General features: G+C 74.6%; 15 protein-coding genes. 12 read left to right on the top strand and 3 right to left on the bottom strand.

The window, feature by feature from the left end:
* Positions 1–96: 96 nt before the first annotated feature.
* From VT52_RS24005 to VT52_RS24025, 5 genes are all read left to right on the top strand, one after another.
* A complete protein-coding gene (locus VT52_RS24005; protein ID WP_079175233.1) occupies positions 97–2,790 on the top strand; it encodes a lantibiotic dehydratase in 2,694 nt (897 codons plus the stop codon).
* A complete protein-coding gene (locus tag VT52_RS24010) occupies positions 2,787–3,857 on the top strand; it encodes a lantibiotic dehydratase C-terminal domain-containing protein (protein ID WP_046422923.1) in 1,071 nt (356 codons plus the stop codon). The genes VT52_RS24005 and VT52_RS24010 overlap by 4 nt, the downstream gene beginning before the upstream one ends.
* Positions 3,858–5,224: 1,367 nt before the next feature.
* On the top strand, positions 5,225–6,184 hold the full coding sequence (locus VT52_RS24015) for an ABC transporter ATP-binding protein (protein ID WP_079175234.1): 960 nt from the start codon (positions 5,225–5,227) through the stop codon (positions 6,182–6,184).
* The gene (locus tag VT52_RS24020) at positions 6,181–6,933 is read left to right on the top strand and encodes an ABC transporter permease (protein WP_046422925.1); all 753 of its coding nucleotides are present in this window, start codon (positions 6,181–6,183) and stop codon (positions 6,931–6,933) included. The genes VT52_RS24015 and VT52_RS24020 overlap by 4 nt, the downstream gene beginning before the upstream one ends.
* On the top strand, positions 6,930–8,885 hold the full coding sequence (locus VT52_RS24025) for a TOMM precursor leader peptide-binding protein (RefSeq protein ID WP_053055557.1): 1,956 nt from the start codon (positions 6,930–6,932) through the stop codon (positions 8,883–8,885). The genes VT52_RS24020 and VT52_RS24025 overlap by 4 nt, the downstream gene beginning before the upstream one ends.
* 61 nt (positions 8,886–8,946) lie before the next feature.
* On the opposite strand, the gene VT52_RS24030 is transcribed toward VT52_RS24025, so the two are convergent.
* Positions 8,947–9,120, bottom strand: coding sequence for a thiazolylpeptide-type bacteriocin (locus VT52_RS24030; RefSeq protein WP_037657426.1), 174 nt, complete (start codon positions 9,118–9,120; stop codon positions 8,947–8,949).
* 180 nt (positions 9,121–9,300) lie between these two features.
* Here VT52_RS24030 and VT52_RS24035 point away from each other — a divergent pair, with 180 nt between their 5' ends.
* On the top strand, positions 9,301–10,605 hold the full coding sequence (locus VT52_RS24035) for an amidohydrolase (RefSeq protein ID WP_046422927.1): 1,305 nt from the start codon (positions 9,301–9,303) through the stop codon (positions 10,603–10,605).
* A gap of 33 nt (positions 10,606–10,638) precedes the next feature.
* Here the strand turns inward: VT52_RS24035 and VT52_RS24040 are convergent, their stop codons facing one another.
* The gene (locus tag VT52_RS24040) at positions 10,639–11,256 is read right to left on the bottom strand and encodes a TetR/AcrR family transcriptional regulator (RefSeq protein ID WP_206306594.1); all 618 of its coding nucleotides are present in this window, start codon (positions 11,254–11,256) and stop codon (positions 10,639–10,641) included.
* A gap of 4 nt (positions 11,257–11,260) precedes the next feature.
* The gene (locus VT52_RS24045) at positions 11,261–12,463 is read right to left on the bottom strand and encodes a glutamate dehydrogenase (RefSeq protein WP_046422931.1); all 1,203 of its coding nucleotides are present in this window, start codon (positions 12,461–12,463) and stop codon (positions 11,261–11,263) included.
* A 242-nt stretch (positions 12,464–12,705) separates the two neighbouring features.
* Here VT52_RS24045 and VT52_RS24050 point away from each other — a divergent pair, with 242 nt between their 5' ends.
* The 6 genes from VT52_RS24050 (at position 12,706) to VT52_RS24075 (ending at position 18,584) form a co-directional block, all read left to right on the top strand.
* Positions 12,706–13,791, top strand: coding sequence for an MBL fold metallo-hydrolase (locus tag VT52_RS24050; protein ID WP_079175235.1), 1,086 nt, complete (start codon positions 12,706–12,708; stop codon positions 13,789–13,791).
* A 782-nt stretch (positions 13,792–14,573) separates the two neighbouring features.
* On the top strand, positions 14,574–16,445 hold the full coding sequence (locus VT52_RS24055; protein WP_240509859.1) for a sensor histidine kinase: 1,872 nt from the start codon (positions 14,574–14,576) through the stop codon (positions 16,443–16,445).
* 111 nt (positions 16,446–16,556) lie between these two features.
* On the top strand, positions 16,557–16,991 hold the full coding sequence (locus tag VT52_RS24060) for a roadblock/LC7 domain-containing protein (protein ID WP_046422935.1): 435 nt from the start codon (positions 16,557–16,559) through the stop codon (positions 16,989–16,991).
* 2 nt (positions 16,992–16,993) lie between these two features.
* Positions 16,994–17,365, top strand: a complete 372-nt coding sequence (locus VT52_RS24065; protein WP_046422937.1) for a DUF742 domain-containing protein — start codon at positions 16,994–16,996, stop codon at positions 17,363–17,365.
* A complete protein-coding gene (locus VT52_RS24070; RefSeq protein ID WP_046422938.1) occupies positions 17,343–17,945 on the top strand; it encodes a GTP-binding protein in 603 nt (200 codons plus the stop codon). The genes VT52_RS24065 and VT52_RS24070 overlap by 23 nt, the downstream gene beginning before the upstream one ends.
* Before the next feature lie 63 nt (positions 17,946–18,008).
* The gene (locus VT52_RS24075; RefSeq protein ID WP_046422941.1) at positions 18,009–18,584 is read left to right on the top strand and encodes a GAF domain-containing protein; all 576 of its coding nucleotides are present in this window, start codon (positions 18,009–18,011) and stop codon (positions 18,582–18,584) included.
* The last annotated feature ends 96 nt before the right edge of the window (positions 18,585–18,680 follow it).

The following is an 18,680-nucleotide window of genomic DNA, read 5'->3' on the forward strand; positions in this document are numbered from 1 at the left end:
CGGCCGGACACCTCGGACTCACCCACCGGCACCCCGGCCGCGGCCGAGGCGGCGGGGAACGTCCCCGCGGGGTCCGCGACCCTGCGCCACCGCTTCATGCTGCGCGTGTCCGGTCTCCCCGTGGACACCGCCGTCGCCCTGCGCGTCCCCGAGGCCGCCGACTGGGCCGTCCGGACCGCCGCCGAACAGGACCGGCTCGCCGCGCTCGGCGCCCGGCTCAGCGATCCGCTCTCCGACGCGGTCGGCGGCACCGACGACGCGGTGCTGCGCCGCCGGCTGCTCACGCTGCGCCGCCAGGTGTTCAACAACCGTCTGCCCGGCGACCTCTCGGCCGCCCGCGCGCTCGCCGAGGGCCTCGGCGGCAACGCCGGTGCCGATCTCGCCGAGTGGCTGGAGGCCCGGGTCCGCTGGGAGGAGCTGCGGGCCGAGGGCGAGTCCGTGCTCGCCGCCGGGTTCGGCCGCACCCGCGCCGCGCTGCGCGAGCTGGCCCTGGACGACCGGCTGCGCCGGGGCCTGCTGCTGGCCTCGCCCACGCTGGAGGAGCGGCTGGACGCGTTCGCCGCCGACCCGGCGCCGGTACCGGGCAAGCGCGCCCGCAAGATGGAGCGCTCCCTGCTCTCGTACGTCTACCGCACGGCCTGCAAGACCAGCCCGTTCAGCACGCTCACCGGCGTCGCCGTCGGGCGCTTCGAGGACGGGGCAGCGGGCGAGGGCACGGCGCTCACGCGGATCGGCGACGACTGGACGGGCCACCCCCGGCTGAACGTCGTCGCGCTCGCCCGCCTCGCCGAACTCGTCGCCGCCGACCCCGCCCGGCGCGCCGACCTCCCGGTCACCCCGGCCTCCGGCTGGAAGCTGGACGAGGGCCGCGTCCGCTATGTCCAGCGGGCCGTCACGGCGGGCGACGACAGCGCCGCCGTCAGCTTCGACGCCGCGCAGGACCGACTGTTCTTCCTGCGCCGACAGGGCACCCTCGACGGCATGCTGGCCCTGCTGCGCGACCGCGAGGGACCGGTCCGACACGGCGAGCTGGCGCACTGGCTGGCCACCACCACCGGGGCCGGCGAGGAGGAGGCCGAGCGCTACCTCGCCGCGCTGCGCGACCTCGGCATGCTCCAGCTTTCGAGCTTCGCCACGGATGTGCACGGCGGCGACCCGGTGCGCGCCTTCCAGCGGTCGCTGCGCGCCCTGGACCGGCCCTGGGCCGAGGCGCTCGCCGCCCGCCTGGACGGCCCCGCCGGCATCCTGGCCCGCTTCCCGGCGGCGGACGTCCCCACCCGCCGTACCCTGCTCGGCGCACTCAGGTCCGAACTCCTCGCGCTCCAGGAGGAAATGGGCGCCGAACGCCCCTCCCTCCCGCAGACCCTCGTCTACGAGGACGTCTCCGCCGGCACCACCACCGCCGATCTCGCCGAGTGGCGGCGGCTCGCCGAGGAACCGCTGCGTTCGCTCGGGAGGCTGCTGCCCGCCTTCGACGTGGCGCTGCCCCAACGGCTCACCCTCAAAGGCTTCTTCCTCGCCCGCTTCGGCCGCGGCGGGCGCTGCGACGATCTGCTGCGCCTGGTGCACGACTTCCACGAGGACATCTTCCGCCAGTACCTCCAGTTCACGGCCGCCAAGGACGACTTCCTGCCGGACGGCGGCCACGCCCCGGAGGAGAACTGGCTCGGCCTGCCCGAGATCACGGCCCTGGACCGAGCCCGCGCCGCGTTCACCACCCGCATGCGCGAACACTGGGCACAACTCTGCCCGGATCGCGACGAGTTCGTCCTGGACGACGCCCTCGTCGACGAGGTCGCCGAAGCTCTCGGCGGCGCCGCCCCGGCGTTCCAGCCGCACAGCCACTTCCTCCAGCTGGCCCGCCGCGACGGTGACCCCTTGGTCGTCCTCAACGACTCCTTCGGCGGCCTCTGCTTCCCCTTCACCCGCTTCACCCACTGCTTCGACGGCCCCGAGGGCCCCGGACTCACCGCGGCCATCCGCGCCGAGCTGCGCGGACTGCTGCCGCCGGGCGCCGTGTTCGCCGAGGTCACGGCCGGCGCCGCGACCACCAACCTGAATCTGCACGGCCGGCTGACCGACCACGAGATCGTCTGCCCCGGCGAGACGAGCACGGCGCCCGAGGAGGCCCGCCTCCACCTGGACGACCTGTACGCCGTGCACGACGAGGCCACCGACCGGCTGCTGCTGCGCTCGCGCCGGCTGGGCCGGGAGGTCGTCCCCCTCTACCTCGGCTACCTGGTGCCCATGGTGCTGCCCGAGATCCCGCGCACCCTGCTGCTGTTCTCCCCGACCGCCCGCCCCAAGCCGGACGTCTGGCGCGGTGTGCCCGCGGGGCCCGAGCGCGACGGCGTCACCCGGCGCCCCCGCGTCCGCCACCACCGCCTCGTCCTCCAGCGCCGCTCCTGGACCGTCGCCGACGGACGCCTCCCGCTGCGCGCCCCGGGCGCCGGTGACGCCGACTGGTACCTCGGATGGCACCGCTGGCGCGTTCGGCACGGGCTGCCCGAGCGGGTGTTCGCCACCGTCCACGAGGAGCGCGACGGCGACGAGGCCGGCGGCTGGTTCGGCAGCGCCAAGCCCCAGTACGTCGACTTCGCCAGTCCGCTGTCCCTCACCGGGCTCGAAGGACTCCTCGCCGGCAGACACGCCCGGACCGTCTTCGAGGAGACGCTGCCCGGCGAGGACGAGCTCCACGTCACCTCGCCCCGCGGCCGCCATGTCGCCGAACTCGCCGTAGAGATGCTGCCCGCCCCGGCCGGCCCGCCCGAGAAGGACGAAGCCCGATGACCGCACCCACCCCCGCCGTGGACACCACCACCGAGGACGCGCCCGGCAGCTGGCTCGCGGTGCACGTCTTCTACGCCGCCAGCCCCCGCCCGCTGCTCCTGAAGTGCGTCGAACCCCTGGTGCGCCAGCTGACCGAAGAGGGGCTGATCACCGGCTACTTCTTCATCAACTACTGGCTGGAGGGCCCTCATCTGCGGTTGCGGCTGAAGCCGGCCCGCGCAGCCGACGCCGCCGCCGTCCGGGAGCGCACCCACGCCGCCCTCGACGCGTTCCTGCGCGAACGCCCCGCCCTCTACGAGGTCAGGGCGGGCTTCTTCGCCGAGCTGTACGAGACCCTGTTCACCCTGGAGTACGGCGAGGAGGAGCGCGCCCGGTTCCTCGGCCCGGACGGGCGGATGAAGCTGCGCCCCAACAACAGCTTCGAGGACCGCCCCTACGAGCCCGAGTACGGCAAGTACGGCGGCCCCGCCGGCATCGCGCTCGCCGAATGGCACTTCCAGCACTCCAGCGACCTCGTCATCGAGGCCACCCGCACCATGAACCTCCATCTGCGCACGGTGCTCCTCGGCCTGTCAGCCCAGCTGATGATGGTCGTCTCCGGCACCTTCCTCGCCGACGACGAGGCCCTGCTGACCTTCCTCGACCGCTACCACGGCTTCTGGAACAACGCGTTCAGCACCACCAACTACACGGCCGACAAGGGCTACGAACGGGCGTACGCCGCCATGGGCGACCGGCTGCCCGAGCGCTTCCGGCACATCCGCGAGGCGGTGGCCCGCGGGGAACCGGAACGGCTCCCGGCCTTCCTGCGCGGCTGGGCCGGCCACTGCGCCGAACTCCGCGACCGCGCGGCCCGGCTGGCGGAACAGGGCGACCTGGTCTTCCGCTCCTTCGACGGCACCCGCGACATCCACGCCACCGACCCGGCGCACGCCCTGCCGATGCTCCTGTCGCCCTATGCGCACATGACCAACAACCGGCTGGGCATCACCGTCCGCGACGAGGCGTTCCTCTCCTACGTCCTCGCCCGCGCCCTGCGCGACGGCGCCCCGGAGGACAGCAGATGACCACCGACGCCTTCCTCGCCGCCCGGCCGCGTGTGCGCCCCGACATCGTGCTCGGCCCCAGCCTGCTGCGCGGCCCGACCCGCATCCACCTGCTGAAGGACCCGCGCACCGGGCGGCGCCTGGAGGTCGGCGCCAAGGAGCACTTCATCATCACCCGTCTCGACGGCACCCGGTCCCTGGCGGAGATCGGGCGGGCCTACTCGGGCGAGTTCGGCACCCGGCTCGGCGAGGCGCAGTGGGGGCAGATGCTGCGGCTGCTGGGCGGCCGGGGCCTCCTCGAAGGCGGCCCCGCACCCACCGCGCCCACGCCCGTCCCCACTCCCGCCGAACGCCCGAGCGGCTTCCTCGCCGGACACACCCGGATGGTCGCCGACGCGCCCGCCCTCATGGACCGGCTGCACCGGCTCACCGCCCTGGACCGCAGGCCCGCCCTGCTGGCCGTGCTCACCGTCCTGGCCGTCGGCGTGCTCGCCGCGGTCGCCGCCGACGCCGGGACCCTGTGGCGGCAGACGGTGCACACCGCCGGGCAACCCGTGCTGCTGTTCGCCGTCGGCTGCGTCCTGTGGTGCAGCCTCGCCCTGCACGAGCTGGCCCACGGACTGTTCGCGCGCACCTGGGGCGGCCGGGTGAGCGAGATCGGGCTGCGCTGGATCCTCGGCGCCACCTACCTCTACTGCCAGGTGGACGACGTCCAGTTCCTCGGCAGCCGGGCCCGCAAGGTCGCCACCGCCTGCGCGGGCGTCCTCGCCAACCTCCTCTTCCTGGTGCCGTTCCACGTCGTCTGGCTGCTGCTCCCGGCCGGCGCGCAGGCCCGGCCCGCGTTCGGCGCGCTGCTGCTGCTCGGAGTCGTCACCGGCCTCGCCAACCTGCTGCCGCTGGCACCGCTCGACGGCTACCGCGCCCTCGGCCACGCCCTCGGGGTCTCCGGCCTCGCCGAGGGCAGCCGCGCCTTCACCGCCCTCGCCGCCCGCGCCCTGCTGCGCCGCGGCCCCGGCCTCGGCGCCTACCCGCCCCGGCTGCGCCTGCTGTACGGCGGCTTCGCCCTGCTCACCGCCGTACAGACGGCCGCGTTGCTCGCCCTCGCCGGGGCGGTGCTGCGCCGTCTGCTGCCGGACCGGCTGGCACTCCTCGCCTGGTGGCTGCCGACCGCCCTGCTCGCCGCCCTCCTGCTGCTGTGGGGGCTGGGCACGCTGGGGCGGCGCCTGCGCGGGCGCCGCGCGACGGGCCGTACCGAGAGCCGTACCGCGGGCCCCGCCGCAGGCCGGGCACCGGACCTCGCGCGGTCCGCCGCCCCCACCTCCCCGTCCGCGGATGCCGGCCGAGCCGCCGCATCCCTAACCCCGTTGGACCCCGCAAGGAAAGGCGAGATGAACGAACCCCACGCACAGACCGGGACCGCACCCGGCCCCGCCGCCACCGCCGAGCCGGTCGTCGTCCTCGACGGCGTGATCAAGCGGTACGGGGAGGTCACCGCGCTCGACGGCGTCTCCCTCACCGTGCGGCGCGGTGAGTTCTTCGGCATCCTCGGCCCCAACGGCGCGGGCAAGACCACCCTGGTGGAGATCGTCGAGGGCATGCGCGAGGCGGACGGCGGCACCGTCAGCCTGCTCGGCCGGAGCCCCTGGCCCCGGGACACCGCGCTGCTCGCCCGGATCGGCGTCCAGACCCAGGCGTCGGCCTTCTTCGCGCGGCTGACCGCGGGCGAGCATCTGCGCACCGTCGCCGCGCTCTACGGCATGGACCCGGACGCGGTGCGCGTCGCGCTGGAACGGGTCGGGCTCACCGAGAAGGAGAACGCGCGCGTCGACCATCTCTCCGGCGGGCAGCGGCAGCGCCTCGCCATCGCCACCGCGCTGCTGCACGAGCCGGAGCTGATCTTCCTGGACGAGCCCACCGCGGCCCTCGACCCCGAGGCGCGGCGCGAACTGTGGGCGCTGCTGCGCTCGTTGCGCTCCGAAGGACGCACCATCGTGTGCACCACCCACCACCTGGACGAGGCCGAGGCGCTGTGCGACCGGGTGGCGATCGTGGCCGGCGGCCGGGTCATAGCCCTCGACACACCCCGGGGACTCATCCGCTCCCTCGCCGCCCCCGCCCGACTGCTGCTGCCCGCGGATGAGTTGACACCCGAGGCGGCGCTCGCCCTGCCCGGCGTGGACCGGGCCACCGTGGAGGGCGACGAACTCGTCCTGGAGACCGCGGCCGTCAACCACGTCCTGACCGCACTCGGCGACCTGGTCGACATCGAGTCGGTCACCGTGCGCACCGCCACCCTCGAAGACGCCTACCTCAGCCTCACCGGCCATGGAACGGAGCACCGCAGTTGACCGCCTACGCCGCACTGACCAGGGCCGGTTACGTCGCGAGCGTGCGCGACCGTACGACCCTCTTCTTCACCTTCGCCTTCCCGCTCGCCTTCCTCGTCCTGTTCGGCCTCATCTTCCAGGGCCAGCACGTCAACGGCGGGTTGGCCTCCATCAACTACACGGCACCCGGCGTCCTCTCGTGGGGTGTCGGCAACGCCTGCGTGTTCTCCGTGGGCTTCGCCCTGATGCAGTGGCGCCGCGACGACCTGCTGCGCCTCATCTGGCGCACCCCGACCCCGCTGCGCTCGCTGATCGCCTCCCGCTGGACCCTGGCCCTCGGAGTCGCCGCCGCGCAGACGGTGCTGTTCACCGCCGTGGCGCTGCTGCCGTTCTTCGGGCTGGAGCTGAACGGCCCCTGGTGGGCGGGCATCCCGCTGCTGGTGCTCGGCGTCACCGCGTTCCTCGCCATGGGACTGGTCGTCGGCAGCCTCGCGAACACCCCGGAGTCGGTCGCGGCCATCGCCAACCTGGTGATGGTGCCGATGGCCTTCCTGTCCGGCTCGTTCTTCCCCGACGACCTGATGCCGGGCTGGCTGCGCACGGTCGCCAAGGTGCTGCCGCTGCACTACCTCAACGACGGCCTCACCGACGCCATGGGCGGCCGCGGCGACCTCGGGGACATCGGCCTGGACTGCGTAGGACTCGTCGTCTTCGCCCTGATCTTCGGCCTGATCGCCACCCGGATCTTCCGCTGGAGCAACCGGACATGACCACCGTCACCGCCCCCGCCCCGGCGGCCGCGCCCCTGGAGGCCGCCCGCGCGGCCCTCCAGGACCGCCTGGCCGTCCGCGCCGCCGCGGCGGGAGCGCCCGCCCCCGCCGTCTCCCGCGTCGGCGACACCAACGTCCTCGGCGAGCGGACCGCCCCGGCCGCGCCGGTGCCCCCGCACACGGCAGAAATCCACCTCACCGCCCAGGCCGTGCTGCTGGGACCCTGGGGCGGCGCCGGCCGGGCCTGCGGCACCTGCCTCGCGATGCGCCGCCAGCGGCTGCGCACCCGCACCGAACGCGACGCGCTGGAGACCGGCACCGAGACCACGGCCGCCGGCCGCTGGCCCGCCCTGCCCGACCATCTGGTGGACGCCGTCTGGTCCCTGCACCGCCTCATCGCCATCGGCGGCGCCCGCCACGAACCCCCGGGCCCCGACGCCGGGTTGCCCCGGGTCACCGAACTCGACCTGGAGACCCTCCAGGTCCGCACCTTCCCGCTGCTGCCCGACCCGATGTGCCCGCACTGCCGCCCCGCGACCGGCGAGGCCGTGGCCGAGGCGGCGGCCCAGCGCACCGCGGGGCCCATGACCTCCCGGCCCAAATCCGCTCCCGGCCACTACCGGTCGGGCCGCCCCGGCGACTTCCCTCTGCCGGTCAAGGGGCTCGCGAACCCGGTGTGCGGGGTGCTCGGCGGCGGCACCTGGACCGACGTGACCTCGCCCACCACCGCGCCGGTCGCGGGCAGCGTCTTCATGCGGGGCTACGCCGGACTCACCGACGTCACCTGGAGCGGCCAGGCGAACTCCTACGCCCGCAGCCGGGAACTGGCCTTCCTGGAGGGACTGGAGCGCTACGCCGGCACTCACCGCCGCCACCGGGCCCCCGTCGTCACCGCCTCCTGCGACGAACTCGGCGACCGCGCCCTGGACCCCCGCGCCTGCGGGCTCTATCCGCCGCGCACCTACGCCGAGGACCCGATGGTCGAACCCTTCGACCCGGCCCGGCCGATCCCCTGGGTCACCGGCTGGTCGCTGCGCGACGAACGGCCCGTACTGGTACCCGCCCGGCTCGTCTACTACAGCGCGGGCACCCGTGAGGACAACTTCGTCTTCGAGTGCTCCAACGGCTGTGCCACCGGCGCCAGTCTGGAGGAAGCGGTCTTCTTCGGGCTGCTCGAACTCCTGGAGCGGGACGCCTTCCTGCTCGGCTGGTACGGCAACCTGCCGCTGCCGGAGATCGACCTGGACTCGGTCGGCGGCGCACGGGTGCGGGCGATGGCGGCCCGCGCCGAACTCCAGGGCTACGACGTCCATGTCTTCGACAACCGGGTGGACCTGCCGGTACCGGTCGTCACCGGCCTCGCCGTCCGCCGGGACGAGGGACCCGGCACCCTGGCGTTCGCGGCCGGCGCCTCCTTCGACCCGGAGACGGCCGTGGAATCGGCGCTCTCCGAGATCCTCACCTACATCCCGCACCTGCCCCGCCAGGTCGCCGAACGCCCCGCCGAACTCACGGCCATGGCAGCGGACTTCGACAAGGTCGTACGACTGCCCGACCACGCCGCCCTGTTCGGGCTGCCCGTCATGCGCGAGCACGCCCGCGGTTACCTGGCCCCGCCCCGGGTGGCCCCGCTCGGCGAGCTGTTCGCCGACTGGGAGGCACGTCGGCCGCGCACCACCGATCTGCTGGACGACGTCACGCTGCTGCGCGATCTGCTGGCCGACGCGGACTGCGACGTCGTCGCCGTCGACCAGACCACGCCGGAGCAGCGGGGGATGGGGCTGCGCACGGTCGCCACGCTCGCCCCGGGGCTGCTGCCGATCGACTTCGGCTGGTTGCGCCAGCGGGCGCCGCACCTGCCGAGGCTGCGGACCGCGCCGTACCGGGCGGGTCTGGTGCCCGCCCCACTGCGGGAGGAGGACCTGCGGCTGGTGCCGCACCCCTTCCCCTGACGGAGCCCGGAACGCGAGAGGTCCCCGGCGGGGCCGGGGACCTCTCCACCGACGGCGGACGTCAGGCGGTGCAGGAGGTGGTGCTGGTGGTGCTGGAGCAGGTGCTCGTGGAGGAGCAGCTCGTCGACGAACCGAGCATGACCTCACTGGCGTCCGAGTAGTCGGTGATCTCGAAGGTCTCCGACTCGAGGTCCAGGATCTCCTGGGCGAGGGAGGCGAGGGCGTTGTCGGACATGACGACTCCTTCCGGTGCGGGGACGGTACGGGACGGCCGGTCGGGCGGTGCGGGCCGCGACACCCCGCGTCCGCGGAAGCGTCACGTCCTTCCGGCACCCCACAGTTCTACGCGCGTCCGCGCGCACCCCCCTTGCCGTTCGCTGTCACCTCGCTGACACCCGCCCGAGGAGCCACTGACATGAGCACCGAACCCACCCGCACCACCGCCGAACCCCCGGGCCTGGACGACCTGCTGGCGCCGGCCGCCGAGTTCTATCTCGACCTGCACCGCAACCCCGAACTCTCCGGCGCCGAGGCGCGCACCGCCGCCCGGTTCGCGGACCGGCTGGACGCCGACGGCTACCGGGTGCTGCGCGGCCTCGGCGGCCACGGCGTCGCGGCCGAACTGCGCAACGGCGAGGGCCCCGCAGTCCTGCTGCGCGCCGAACTCGACGCCCTGCCGGTCGCCGAGGCCACCGCGGCGCCCTACGCCAGCACCGTCACCGCCACCGGCCCCGACGGCCGCCCGGTCCCCGTGATGCACGCCTGCGGCCATGACGCCCACCTCGCCTGCGTGGCGGCCGCCGGACGCTGGCTCGCGGCCCGGCGGGACCGGTGGCGGGGCACCCTGCTCTTGGTCGGCCAGCCCGCGGAGGAGACCCTCGGCGGCGCGCGGGCCATGCTGGAGGACGGCCTCTACGACCGCGTCACCCCGCCCGACGAGGTGCTCGCCCAGCACACCGCGCCCTTCCCGGCGGGCATGGTGGCGCACGCCGAGGGCCCGGTCCTGGCCGCCGGCCGCACCCTGTCGGTGGTTTTCGAGGGCGGCGGGGGCCACGCCGCCACCGCGCACCTCGCCGCGGACCCGCTGCGGGCGGCGGCCGGGCTGGTCATGCGGCTGCCCGAGGTCGCGGCCGGCGAGAGCGGGCTCCCTGCCGTCACCGCCACCGCGCTGCGGGCCGGGGACGCCGGACACCCCGGCAACGTGCTCCCCGACCGAGCCGAGCTGCTGCTGTCCCTGCGCGGCTTCTCCGAGCCGGCCCTCGACCGCGCCGCCGCGGAGGTCTCACGGCTGGCCCACGCCGAGGCGGCGGCGGCCGCGCTGCCGCCCAGGACCACCGTCACCACCGTCTCCCGCTCCGGCGTCACCGTGACCGACCCGGAAGTCACCGCCGGCGTGCGCACCGCCCACCGGTCCGCGTTCGGCACCGCCCGCGTCACGTCCTGGCCCCCGGCCCTGGCCACCGAGGACTTCCCGCTGCTGACCGGCGCGGGCGCGCATCTCCACGGCCACGGGGAGATCCGGGGCTGCTACTGGATGCTCGGCTCCACCGGCCCGGCCCAGTGGGCCGCGGCCCCCGGCCCCGACCCCGCGGCCAAGCTCCGCGCGCTGCCGGCGAACCACTCGCCCCGGTACCTGCCCAGCGTGCGGCTGACGCTGCGGACCGGGATCGCGGCGATGGTGACGGCGGCGCTGGCGCGGTTGGGGGCGGCCACGGGGTGAGACGCCGCTCGGGGACGGCCCCGGTCGCCTCGTTCAGCCCCGTCCCCTCGACTTGCCCCGGTCCAAGCCCAGTTCCCGGGCGAGCGCCTCCTCCACCCACTCCTGCGCGCGCGCCCGCGACACCGCGCCCGGGTACGAGGTCAGCTGCACGGCGAGACCGTCGAGGAGCGCGGTCAGCCGCAGGGCCGTGGCACGGGGGTCGGGGCAGGTGAACTCGCCGGCGGTGACGCCCTCGGCGATGACCTCGGCGAGGGCCGCCTTCCACTGGCGGTCCAGCTCGCTGGTGACCTCGCGCAGAGCGGGTTCGCGCAGGGCGACGGCCCAGCCCTCGATCCACAGCCGCCAGCCCTTGGCCTGCCCGGTCGGCGCGTACCAGCGCACCGCGGCCCGCAGCCGGCGCAGCGCGGTCGTCCGCCGGCCGAGCAGCCCGCGCAGATGCGCGAGATCGTCCTGTGCGGCGTGCGCGAACGCGGCGGCGACCAGCTTCTCCTTGGTCGAGAAGTGGTACAGCACCAGCGCGTTGCTCACCCCGAGCGCGGCCGCCACGTCGGCGATCCGCACCGCCGCCACGCCTCGCGCCTCGATCTGCTCGACGGCGGCCCGCAGCAGCTCCTCCTGCCGCTCGGCCACACTCAACCGCACTCTCGCCACCCGGTCACCCTAGTTCGTCGAACCCGTCCCGCCGGTACGACCCGAACCGCTCCGCCAGCACGGGCAGCCGGTCGGCCACCACCGCGTGGGCCGCGGCGCGGGGTGTCGTACCGTCGGCCCGCGCCCGGTCGAGGGTCAGGGTGAGCAGGGCGCGCATGGAGCGGCGGATGTGGGCGAACGCCCTGTCCGCGTCGGCATCGACGTCGCCGAACAGGGTCCACCACCACCAGGCGTTCGTCGCCGAGTTGACCACCACGTCCGGCAGCACGGTCACCCCGCGCGTGGCGAGCAGTGCCTCCGCCTGCGGCAGCACCGGCATGTTGGCGGCCTCCACGATCCAACGGGCCCTGATCCGCGCCTGGTTCGAGGGGTCGACGACGTACGACACGGCCGCGGGCACCAGCACCTCCGCGTCCACCGCCAGCCAGGCGTCACCGGGCAGCCGGTGATCGGCGGGGCGCAGTACCGAGCGGTCGACCGTGCCGTGGCCGTCCCGCGCGGCGAGCAGCGCCTCGACGTCGAGGCCGTCCGGATTGGCGATCGTCCCCTCGACGTCGGCGACCGCGACCACGCTCAGGCCCGCCCGCGCCAGGAAGCGGGCCGTCGCCCCGCCCATGGTGCCGAGGCCCTGCACGGCGACCCGCGTGCCCCGGTACGGGACCCCCGCGCGGTCCAGCGCGGTCAGCACCGACTCGGCCACCCCGCAGCCCCCGGCCAGTCGGTCCAGGCCGATGCCGTCCACCTCGACCGCGAAGGCGTCCGCGAGCCGCCGCCGGGCCGCCGCCTCGTCGTCCAGGAGCGGATACACCGCCTGCACGGTGGAGACCAGGCCCGCCTCGGCCGCCGCCTCGTCCACCAGGTCCTGGCCGAGGCCCAGGTCCTCACCGGTCGTCCAGCAGCTCTCGACGTACGGCCGCACCGCCCGCAGATAGCGCACCAGCAGCCCGTACGCCGCCGGGTCGCGCGGATCGCAGTCGATGCCGCCCTTCGCACCCCCGAGGGGGACGTAGCGCCCCTCGGGGTCGTAGTGCAGGGCCTCCTTCATGGTCATGCCCCGGGCCAGGCCCGTCACCTCGTCGAGCGTGCAGCCGGGACGCATCCGCAGCCCGCCGCTGGCCACGCCCCGCACCAGCCGGTCCACGACCAGGAAGCCCTGCCGGCCGGTGACGTGGTCGGTCCAGGTGAGAGAGATCAAGGGGGCGCTCATCGGCACTTCCTCGGAGTCGGTCCACCGAATGCCGAGTCAGTATCGGGCGGGTGTCCGCGACCGTCAACGTACTGAATGGGCGTTCAGTAGTGCCGGGTGGTTCCCGGGTTGTCGGACGAGCCGACCATAATGGGGGGCCCATCACTCAACCGGGAGGTACCGTGACCGGTCAGCGTTCCTCGACCTCAGGGCCCCGCGTGCCGCGCCCGGCGGCCTTCGGCGTGGACCCGGGCGGTGAGCGCATGGCACGAATCCGCCGCTCCCCGCACTTCAAGGACGGCGTCTTCCAGAACCCCGGCGGCGCCGCGCGCACCCGGCCCTCCGGCTCCATGGTGGACTTCGCGAAGGTCTTCCTCGACAAGGAGACCCGGCCGCTGCGTGCTCCCGGGGGGACGATCCCGGTGCATCCCACGACCTTCGCCGACCTCGCCCGGCCGCCCGCCACGGGCCTGCGGCTGACCTGGATGGGGCACTCCAGCGTGCTCGCCGAGATCGACGGCCACCGGGTGCTGTTCGACCCGGTGTGGGGCCGGCGCTGCTCCCCGTTCCCCTTCGCCGGACCCAAGCGGCTGCACCCCGTCCCGCTGCCGCTCGCCGCGCTCGGGGACGTCGACGTGGTGGTGATCTCCCACGACCACTACGACCATCTCGACCTGCCCACCATCAAGGCGCTGGCCGGCACCGGCACCGTCTTCGCCGTTCCGCTCGGCGTCGGCGCCCACCTCGAACACTGGGGCGTCAGCCCGGACCGGCTGCGCGAGCTGGACTGGCACGAGTCGACCCGGGTCGGCGGCATCACCCTCACCGCCACCCCGGCCCGCCACTTCTGCGGCCGCGGCCTGCGCAACACCCAGCACACCCTGTGGGCCTCCTGGGCCGTCGCCGGCGAGGAGTACCGGATCTACCACAGCGGCGACACCGGCTACTTCGACGGCTTCCAGGACATCGGTGCCGCCCATGGCCCGTTCGACGCCACGATGGTGCAGATCGGGGCGTACAGCGAGTTCTGGCCGGACATCCACATGCGGCCCGACGAGGGCCTGCGCGCCCACCTGGACCTCCAGGGCGGCGCCCCGCACGGCGTGCTGCTCCCGATCCACTGGGGCACCTTCAACCTCGCCCCGCACCCGTGGGCCGAGCCGGGGGAGTGGACCAAGGAGGTCGCCGAGGAGGCCGGTCAGGCGGTCGCCCTGCCCCGCCCCGGTGAGCCCTTCGAGCCCGCCGGCAAGCTCCCGGCCGAGGCCTGGTGGCGGGGCGTGTCCGGCGAGGTCCGCCGCACCTGGCGCTCGGTGGGCGCGCTGGTCGCGGAGCCGCCGAAGCGCGGCTGAGGCACGCGCCCGGCGAAGGCCGGCGACGGCGTCGGCGCGGACATCGGACCGGCCGCGGCCGGCACCCCGCACGCTCCAGGGCAGGTCGGTGGCGCCCGCGCCCGGTGGACCGCGGCGGGACGAGCGATTCCCCTCTCCCGCGGACATGGCCGTGGAGCGCCATCCGCGTGGTGCCGGTCTCCGCGGCCGGCCGCCGCACGGCGAGCCGGCCTCCCGCGGGTACGGAGACCCGCGAGGGCCCACCGGGAAGAGCCCCCCTCACGACGACGACGGGGCTCGCCCCGGTCGCCCTGTTTCGCCTCCCCGCCGCGTCCGGCCGGGACGGCCGGGGCCGCGTCGGCGGCCGGCGGACGGTGGACGGCGGACGGCCGGCGGCGCCCCCGGCGACCGGGTGCCGCTCACCCTCCGCCAGAGCACCCGATGCGAGCGCATCGAAGGCCAAGGGGAACACGTTCAGTGACATTCACCGGATGTGCGAGTGCGTGGTCCCGAGCGGCGCGACGAGGCCTGGACGCCGTGGAGCGGGCGTGATCCGGGATGCGGGCCGGCGGGTCGCCCCTCCCGGCCCGTTCACTCCTTCTGACAGCTTTTGATCGGCCCTTATCGATATTTTTCGACCCGATCGGAGCACACGTGGCCGGGTTATCGGTCTTTCGTACGGAGCCTCATACCAGAGCGGGACGCCGGGCGGGGGAGTTTGGCAACTGCCCCTCGCACATGAGGCGGAGGCGACTACCGTGAGTGTCCGACCCCAGGCCCGACGGACCAGTACGAGGACGCAGATGTCTCACCTTCGCGCACCGGCCGCCCGTGCCGACCGCCGGGAGGGCGGGCGGCACGGGCGGCCGGTCGCCCGACCCGCTCCCGCACTGCCCGAGACCCACATACGGCCCCAGCTGATGCGGCTCGCCGTGCTGCCCCCGCTCGCGGTCGCCCTCGGCGCCACCGCCGCCGTCCTGTTCACCATCCGCTCCACCGGCGCCCGTACCGGCCCCGTCCTGTGGGCCGCGCTCGGCGGCGCGGTCACCGTGGCCGTGGCCGCCGTCCTGATCGCGGCCGTGGCCGCCGACCGCGCCGCCCGCGGTGTCTCCGAGCGGATCGGCGCCCTGCGTCGCGGCGCCGCCCGCGGCGCGGCCGACCTGCATGAACTCGTGGACGCCCTGCGCCAGGGGGAGGCCCCGCCGCAGCGCCCGTCCCACCGCCGCTCACCCACGGACGCCGACGACTTCGAACTGCTCGCCGCCGACCTGGCCCGCGCGCACGACGGCGCCGTCACCGCCGTCGTGCGGGCCGCCCAGCTCTCCAGCCACGCGGGCAGCGAGCAGAAGCTGGAGGTCTTCGTCAACCTCGCGCGCCGGCTCCAGTCCCTGGTGCACCGCGAGATCTCCATCCTGGACGACCTGGAACACGAGATCGAGGACCCCGACCTGCTCAAGGGCCTCTTCCACGTGGACCACCTGGCCACCCGCATCCGGCGGCACGCCGAGAACCTCGCCGTGCTCGGCGGCGCCGTCTCCCGGCGCCAGTGGAGCAACCCGGTGAGCATGACCGAGGTGCTGCGCTCCGCCATCGCCGAGGTCGAGCAGTACTCCCGGGTCAAACTGGTGCCCCCGGTCGACGGCGAACTGCGCGGCCACGCCGTCGCCGACGTCATCCACCTCCTCGCCGAACTCATCGAGAACGCCACGGTGTTCTCCGCCCCCGGCACCCAGGTGCTGCTGCGCGCGGGCCTCGTCACCTCCGGGCTCGCCGTCGAGGTGGAGGACCGCGGGCTGGGCATGCCCGTCGGCGAACAGAACCGGATGAACGCCCTGCTGGCCGACCCCGACCAGGTCAACGTCGCCAGCCTGCTGGCAGACGGCCGTATCGGCCTCTACGTCGTCTCCCAGCTCGCCCGCCGGCACGGCATCGGCGTCCGGCTCCAGAGCAACATCTACGGCGGGGTCCAGGCCGTACTCGTCGTACCCGAGGCGCTGTTGGGAACGCCGCAGGCGGAGCTGCCGCCGCAGGCCGCCGCCCCGCGTCCGGCGCAGCTCCGGGCGGAACCCCCGGCGCCCACGCGGCCGGCGCCACCCGTCCCCGCGCCCATGCCGCCGGCCACGACACCCGCCACCCGCACGGAAGTCCACACCCACGGCGAACCGCCTCCGCTCCCCGTCCGCGGCACCCACCGCGAGCGTCCCACCCCCGCCGAGGCGGCACCCGGCATCCGGGCCCGGCACCGCGCGGTGGTCGAGGAGCACGACGGCGTCATGCCCGCCCCGCGCGCGGACGCGGTGCGCGGCACCATGGCCAAACCCCGGCTGCCGCGCCGCCGCGCCCAGGAGAACCTCGTCCCCCAGCTCCGCGGCGGCCCCGCGCCCCGGCAGGACGGCGACACCCTCGGCGGCCACGACCCCGGGCTGATGGCGGCCTTCCAGCGCGGCATCGGCCTCGCCGAGGCGGCCGAGCCGGCGACGCACGGCGAGCACATGCGCGCCGGACACGCGCGGCCCGCCGCCCGCGTGCCCGCCGAGCCCGCGCGCCTGCGCGTCCTCCACCCCGATCAGGATCCACCCCAAGGGCCCCAGATCCAGGGCGGCTCGAAGCACCTCCACCCCGACCCACCACCCCTGCCCACCGGCCCCGCCGAGGGAGGCGCACCGGCCGGCTGACCCCTCGCACCGGGCCCGCGCAGGACCCGTGCTGGGCCTCGTACGAGCCCCTACATCCCCCCAACCCCCAGCGGCCCCCCAGACCTTCGTACCCCAAGGAGTCGATCCACCATGGCGAGCGATGCGCCGACCGCTCACGCATCCGACCTCGACTGGCTGCTCAGCGGCCTCGTGCAGCGCGTACCGCACACCAGCAGCGCGGTGCTGCTCTCCTGCGACGGGCTGGTGAAAGCCGTGCACGGCCTCGACCCGGACAGCGCCGACCACATGGCCGCCCTCGCCTCCGGTCTGTACTCGCTCGGCCGCAGCGCCGGCGTCCGGTTCGGGGACGGCGGCGACGTACGGCAGGTCGTCGTGGAACTCGCCTCGACCCTGCTGTTCGTCACCACCGCGGGCTCCGGCACCTGTCTCGCCGTGATGGCGGCCCGCGAGGCCGACGCGGCCGTGCTCGGCTACGAGATGGCGATGCTGGTCAAGAGCGTGCGCCCCTATCTGGTCACCGCCCCCAGGCAACACGCCGTCGGACCCACGGCGCCGGGGCATTGAGCGTGGCCGCGGCCGGCGACGGGCCCTGGCTGGACGACGCGGCCGGACGGCTGGTACGCCCGTTCACGGTCAGCAACGGCCGCACCGAACCCAGCGTCGCACTCGACCTGATCTCTCAGGTGATGGCCACCGGCGTCACCCCGCTCGGCTACCTCGGCCCCGAGCACGCGCAGGCGCTGGAACTGTGCCGGGCGCCCGTCTCGGTCGCCGAGGTCGCCGCCCACCTGAAACTGCCCGCCGTGGTCACCAAGGTCCTGCTCGCGGACCTGGTCGACTGCGAAGCGCTGACCACCAAGCCCCCCGCGTTCCACCACACTCCCACCGACCGGTCCCTGCTGGAGGCAGTGCTCGATGGACTACGACGACAGCTCTGACCCGTTCCCCACCGCGCTCAAGATCCTCGTGGCGGGCGGGTTCGGAGTGGGCAAGACCACCTTCGTGGGCGCGGTCAGCGAGATCGCCCCGCTGAGCACGGAGGAACTGCTCACCACGGTCAGCGCCGCGACCGACAGCCTCGAAGGCATCGAGAACAAGATGGAGACCACGGTCGCCATGGACTTCGGCCGGATCTCCCTCGATCCGGACCATGTGCTGTACCTGTTCGGCACCCCTGGGCAGGAGCGGTTCTGGTTCATGTGGGACGAGCTGTCCGAGGGCGCGCTCGGCGCGGTGATCCTCGCCGACACCCGCCGGCTCCAGGACTGCTTCGCCGCCGTGGACTTCTTCGAGGAACGCGGACTCGGCTTCATCGTCGCCGTCAACGAGTTCGACGGGGGCCACCGCTACGACACCGAGGAGGTGCGCGCCGCCATCGACCTCGACCCCGAGGTGCCGGTCGTGCGCTGCGACGCCCGGATCTCCAGCTCCGGGGTGGGGACCCTGCTGGCCCTCGTCCGCCACCTGCTCGCCCACACCCCGGAGCGCACGCCGAGCCGCGGCGCCGCGCACCGGTGAACCCGACCGACCGCACCACGGAGTTCCCCAGATGAGGCACCCGCACAGCTACGGAGCCCGGCCATGAGCTACGAGCCGCCCCGGCCGGTCCGTGGTCTGCTGCTCACCCCCGAGGACAAGGAGGCCCCCGCCCGCGTCCGGCGGCTGCGGACGCTCGGCCTCGGGGCGCGCCCCGACCCCGCGCTCGACGCCTTCGCGGACCACCTCGCCCGCCTCGTCGGCGCGCCCTACGCCATGGTCAACTTCATCGGCGAGGACGAACAGTTCTTCGCCGGCCTGCGCGTCCCGGCCGTCGACCCGGTCCCGCGGGAGGACGGCGGCAGGACGGAGTGGGGCCGGACCCTGCCCCGCGACCACGGGTTCTGCCCCCATGTGGTGGTCCGCCGCAAGGCCCTGGTCCTGGAGGACGTCCGCGACTACCCCCGGTTCGCGGGCAACCCGGTCGTGGACGAGTACGGCATCCGCTCCTACCTGGGCGCCCCCCTTCTCGACGGCACCGGCATGGCGCTCGGCACCGTGTGCGCCGCCGACACCGGGCCGCGTGCCTGGGGCAGGGAGGGACTGGAGACCATCAAGGCGCTGGCCGCCGATCTCGTCGTGCGGATCGAACGCAGCGCACGGGACGGGCTGCCCATCTGACGAGAGGCTCGTGTGAAAAGAGGGGCGTGAAGGAAAGCTGAGGCGGTGGTTAAGAAAAGCTCGATGGATTACGGCGCGCCCATGGGGCAGATTGCA

This window comes from Streptomyces malaysiense (assembly GCF_000980885.2).
GTDB lineage: Bacteria > Actinomycetota > Actinomycetes > Streptomycetales > Streptomycetaceae > Streptomyces > Streptomyces malaysiense.

Coding starts and splice junctions, on each gene's coding strand:
- VT52_RS24045 (WP_046422931.1), bottom strand. CDS start 12,463: ATGAGCGCCCCCTTGATCTCTCTCACCTGGACCGACCACGTCACCGGC.
- VT52_RS24005 (WP_079175233.1), top strand. CDS start 97: ATGCTGCGCGTGTCCGGTCTCCCCGTGGACACCGCCGTCGCCCTGCGC.
- VT52_RS24060 (WP_046422935.1), top strand. CDS start 16,557: ATGGCGAGCGATGCGCCGACCGCTCACGCATCCGACCTCGACTGGCTG.
- VT52_RS24075 (WP_046422941.1), top strand. CDS start 18,009: ATGAGCTACGAGCCGCCCCGGCCGGTCCGTGGTCTGCTGCTCACCCCC.
- VT52_RS24030 (WP_037657426.1), bottom strand. CDS start 9,120: ATGTCCGACAACGCCCTCGCCTCCCTCGCCCAGGAGATCCTGGACCTC.
- VT52_RS24010 (WP_046422923.1), top strand. CDS start 2,787: ATGACCGCACCCACCCCCGCCGTGGACACCACCACCGAGGACGCGCCC.
- VT52_RS24015 (WP_079175234.1), top strand. CDS start 5,225: ATGAACGAACCCCACGCACAGACCGGGACCGCACCCGGCCCCGCCGCC.
- VT52_RS24055 (WP_240509859.1), top strand. CDS start 14,574: ATGTCTCACCTTCGCGCACCGGCCGCCCGTGCCGACCGCCGGGAGGGC.
- VT52_RS24025 (WP_053055557.1), top strand. CDS start 6,930: ATGACCACCGTCACCGCCCCCGCCCCGGCGGCCGCGCCCCTGGAGGCC.
- VT52_RS24035 (WP_046422927.1), top strand. CDS start 9,301: ATGAGCACCGAACCCACCCGCACCACCGCCGAACCCCCGGGCCTGGAC.
- VT52_RS24070 (WP_046422938.1), top strand. CDS start 17,343: ATGGACTACGACGACAGCTCTGACCCGTTCCCCACCGCGCTCAAGATC.
- VT52_RS24050 (WP_079175235.1), top strand. CDS start 12,706: ATGGCACGAATCCGCCGCTCCCCGCACTTCAAGGACGGCGTCTTCCAG.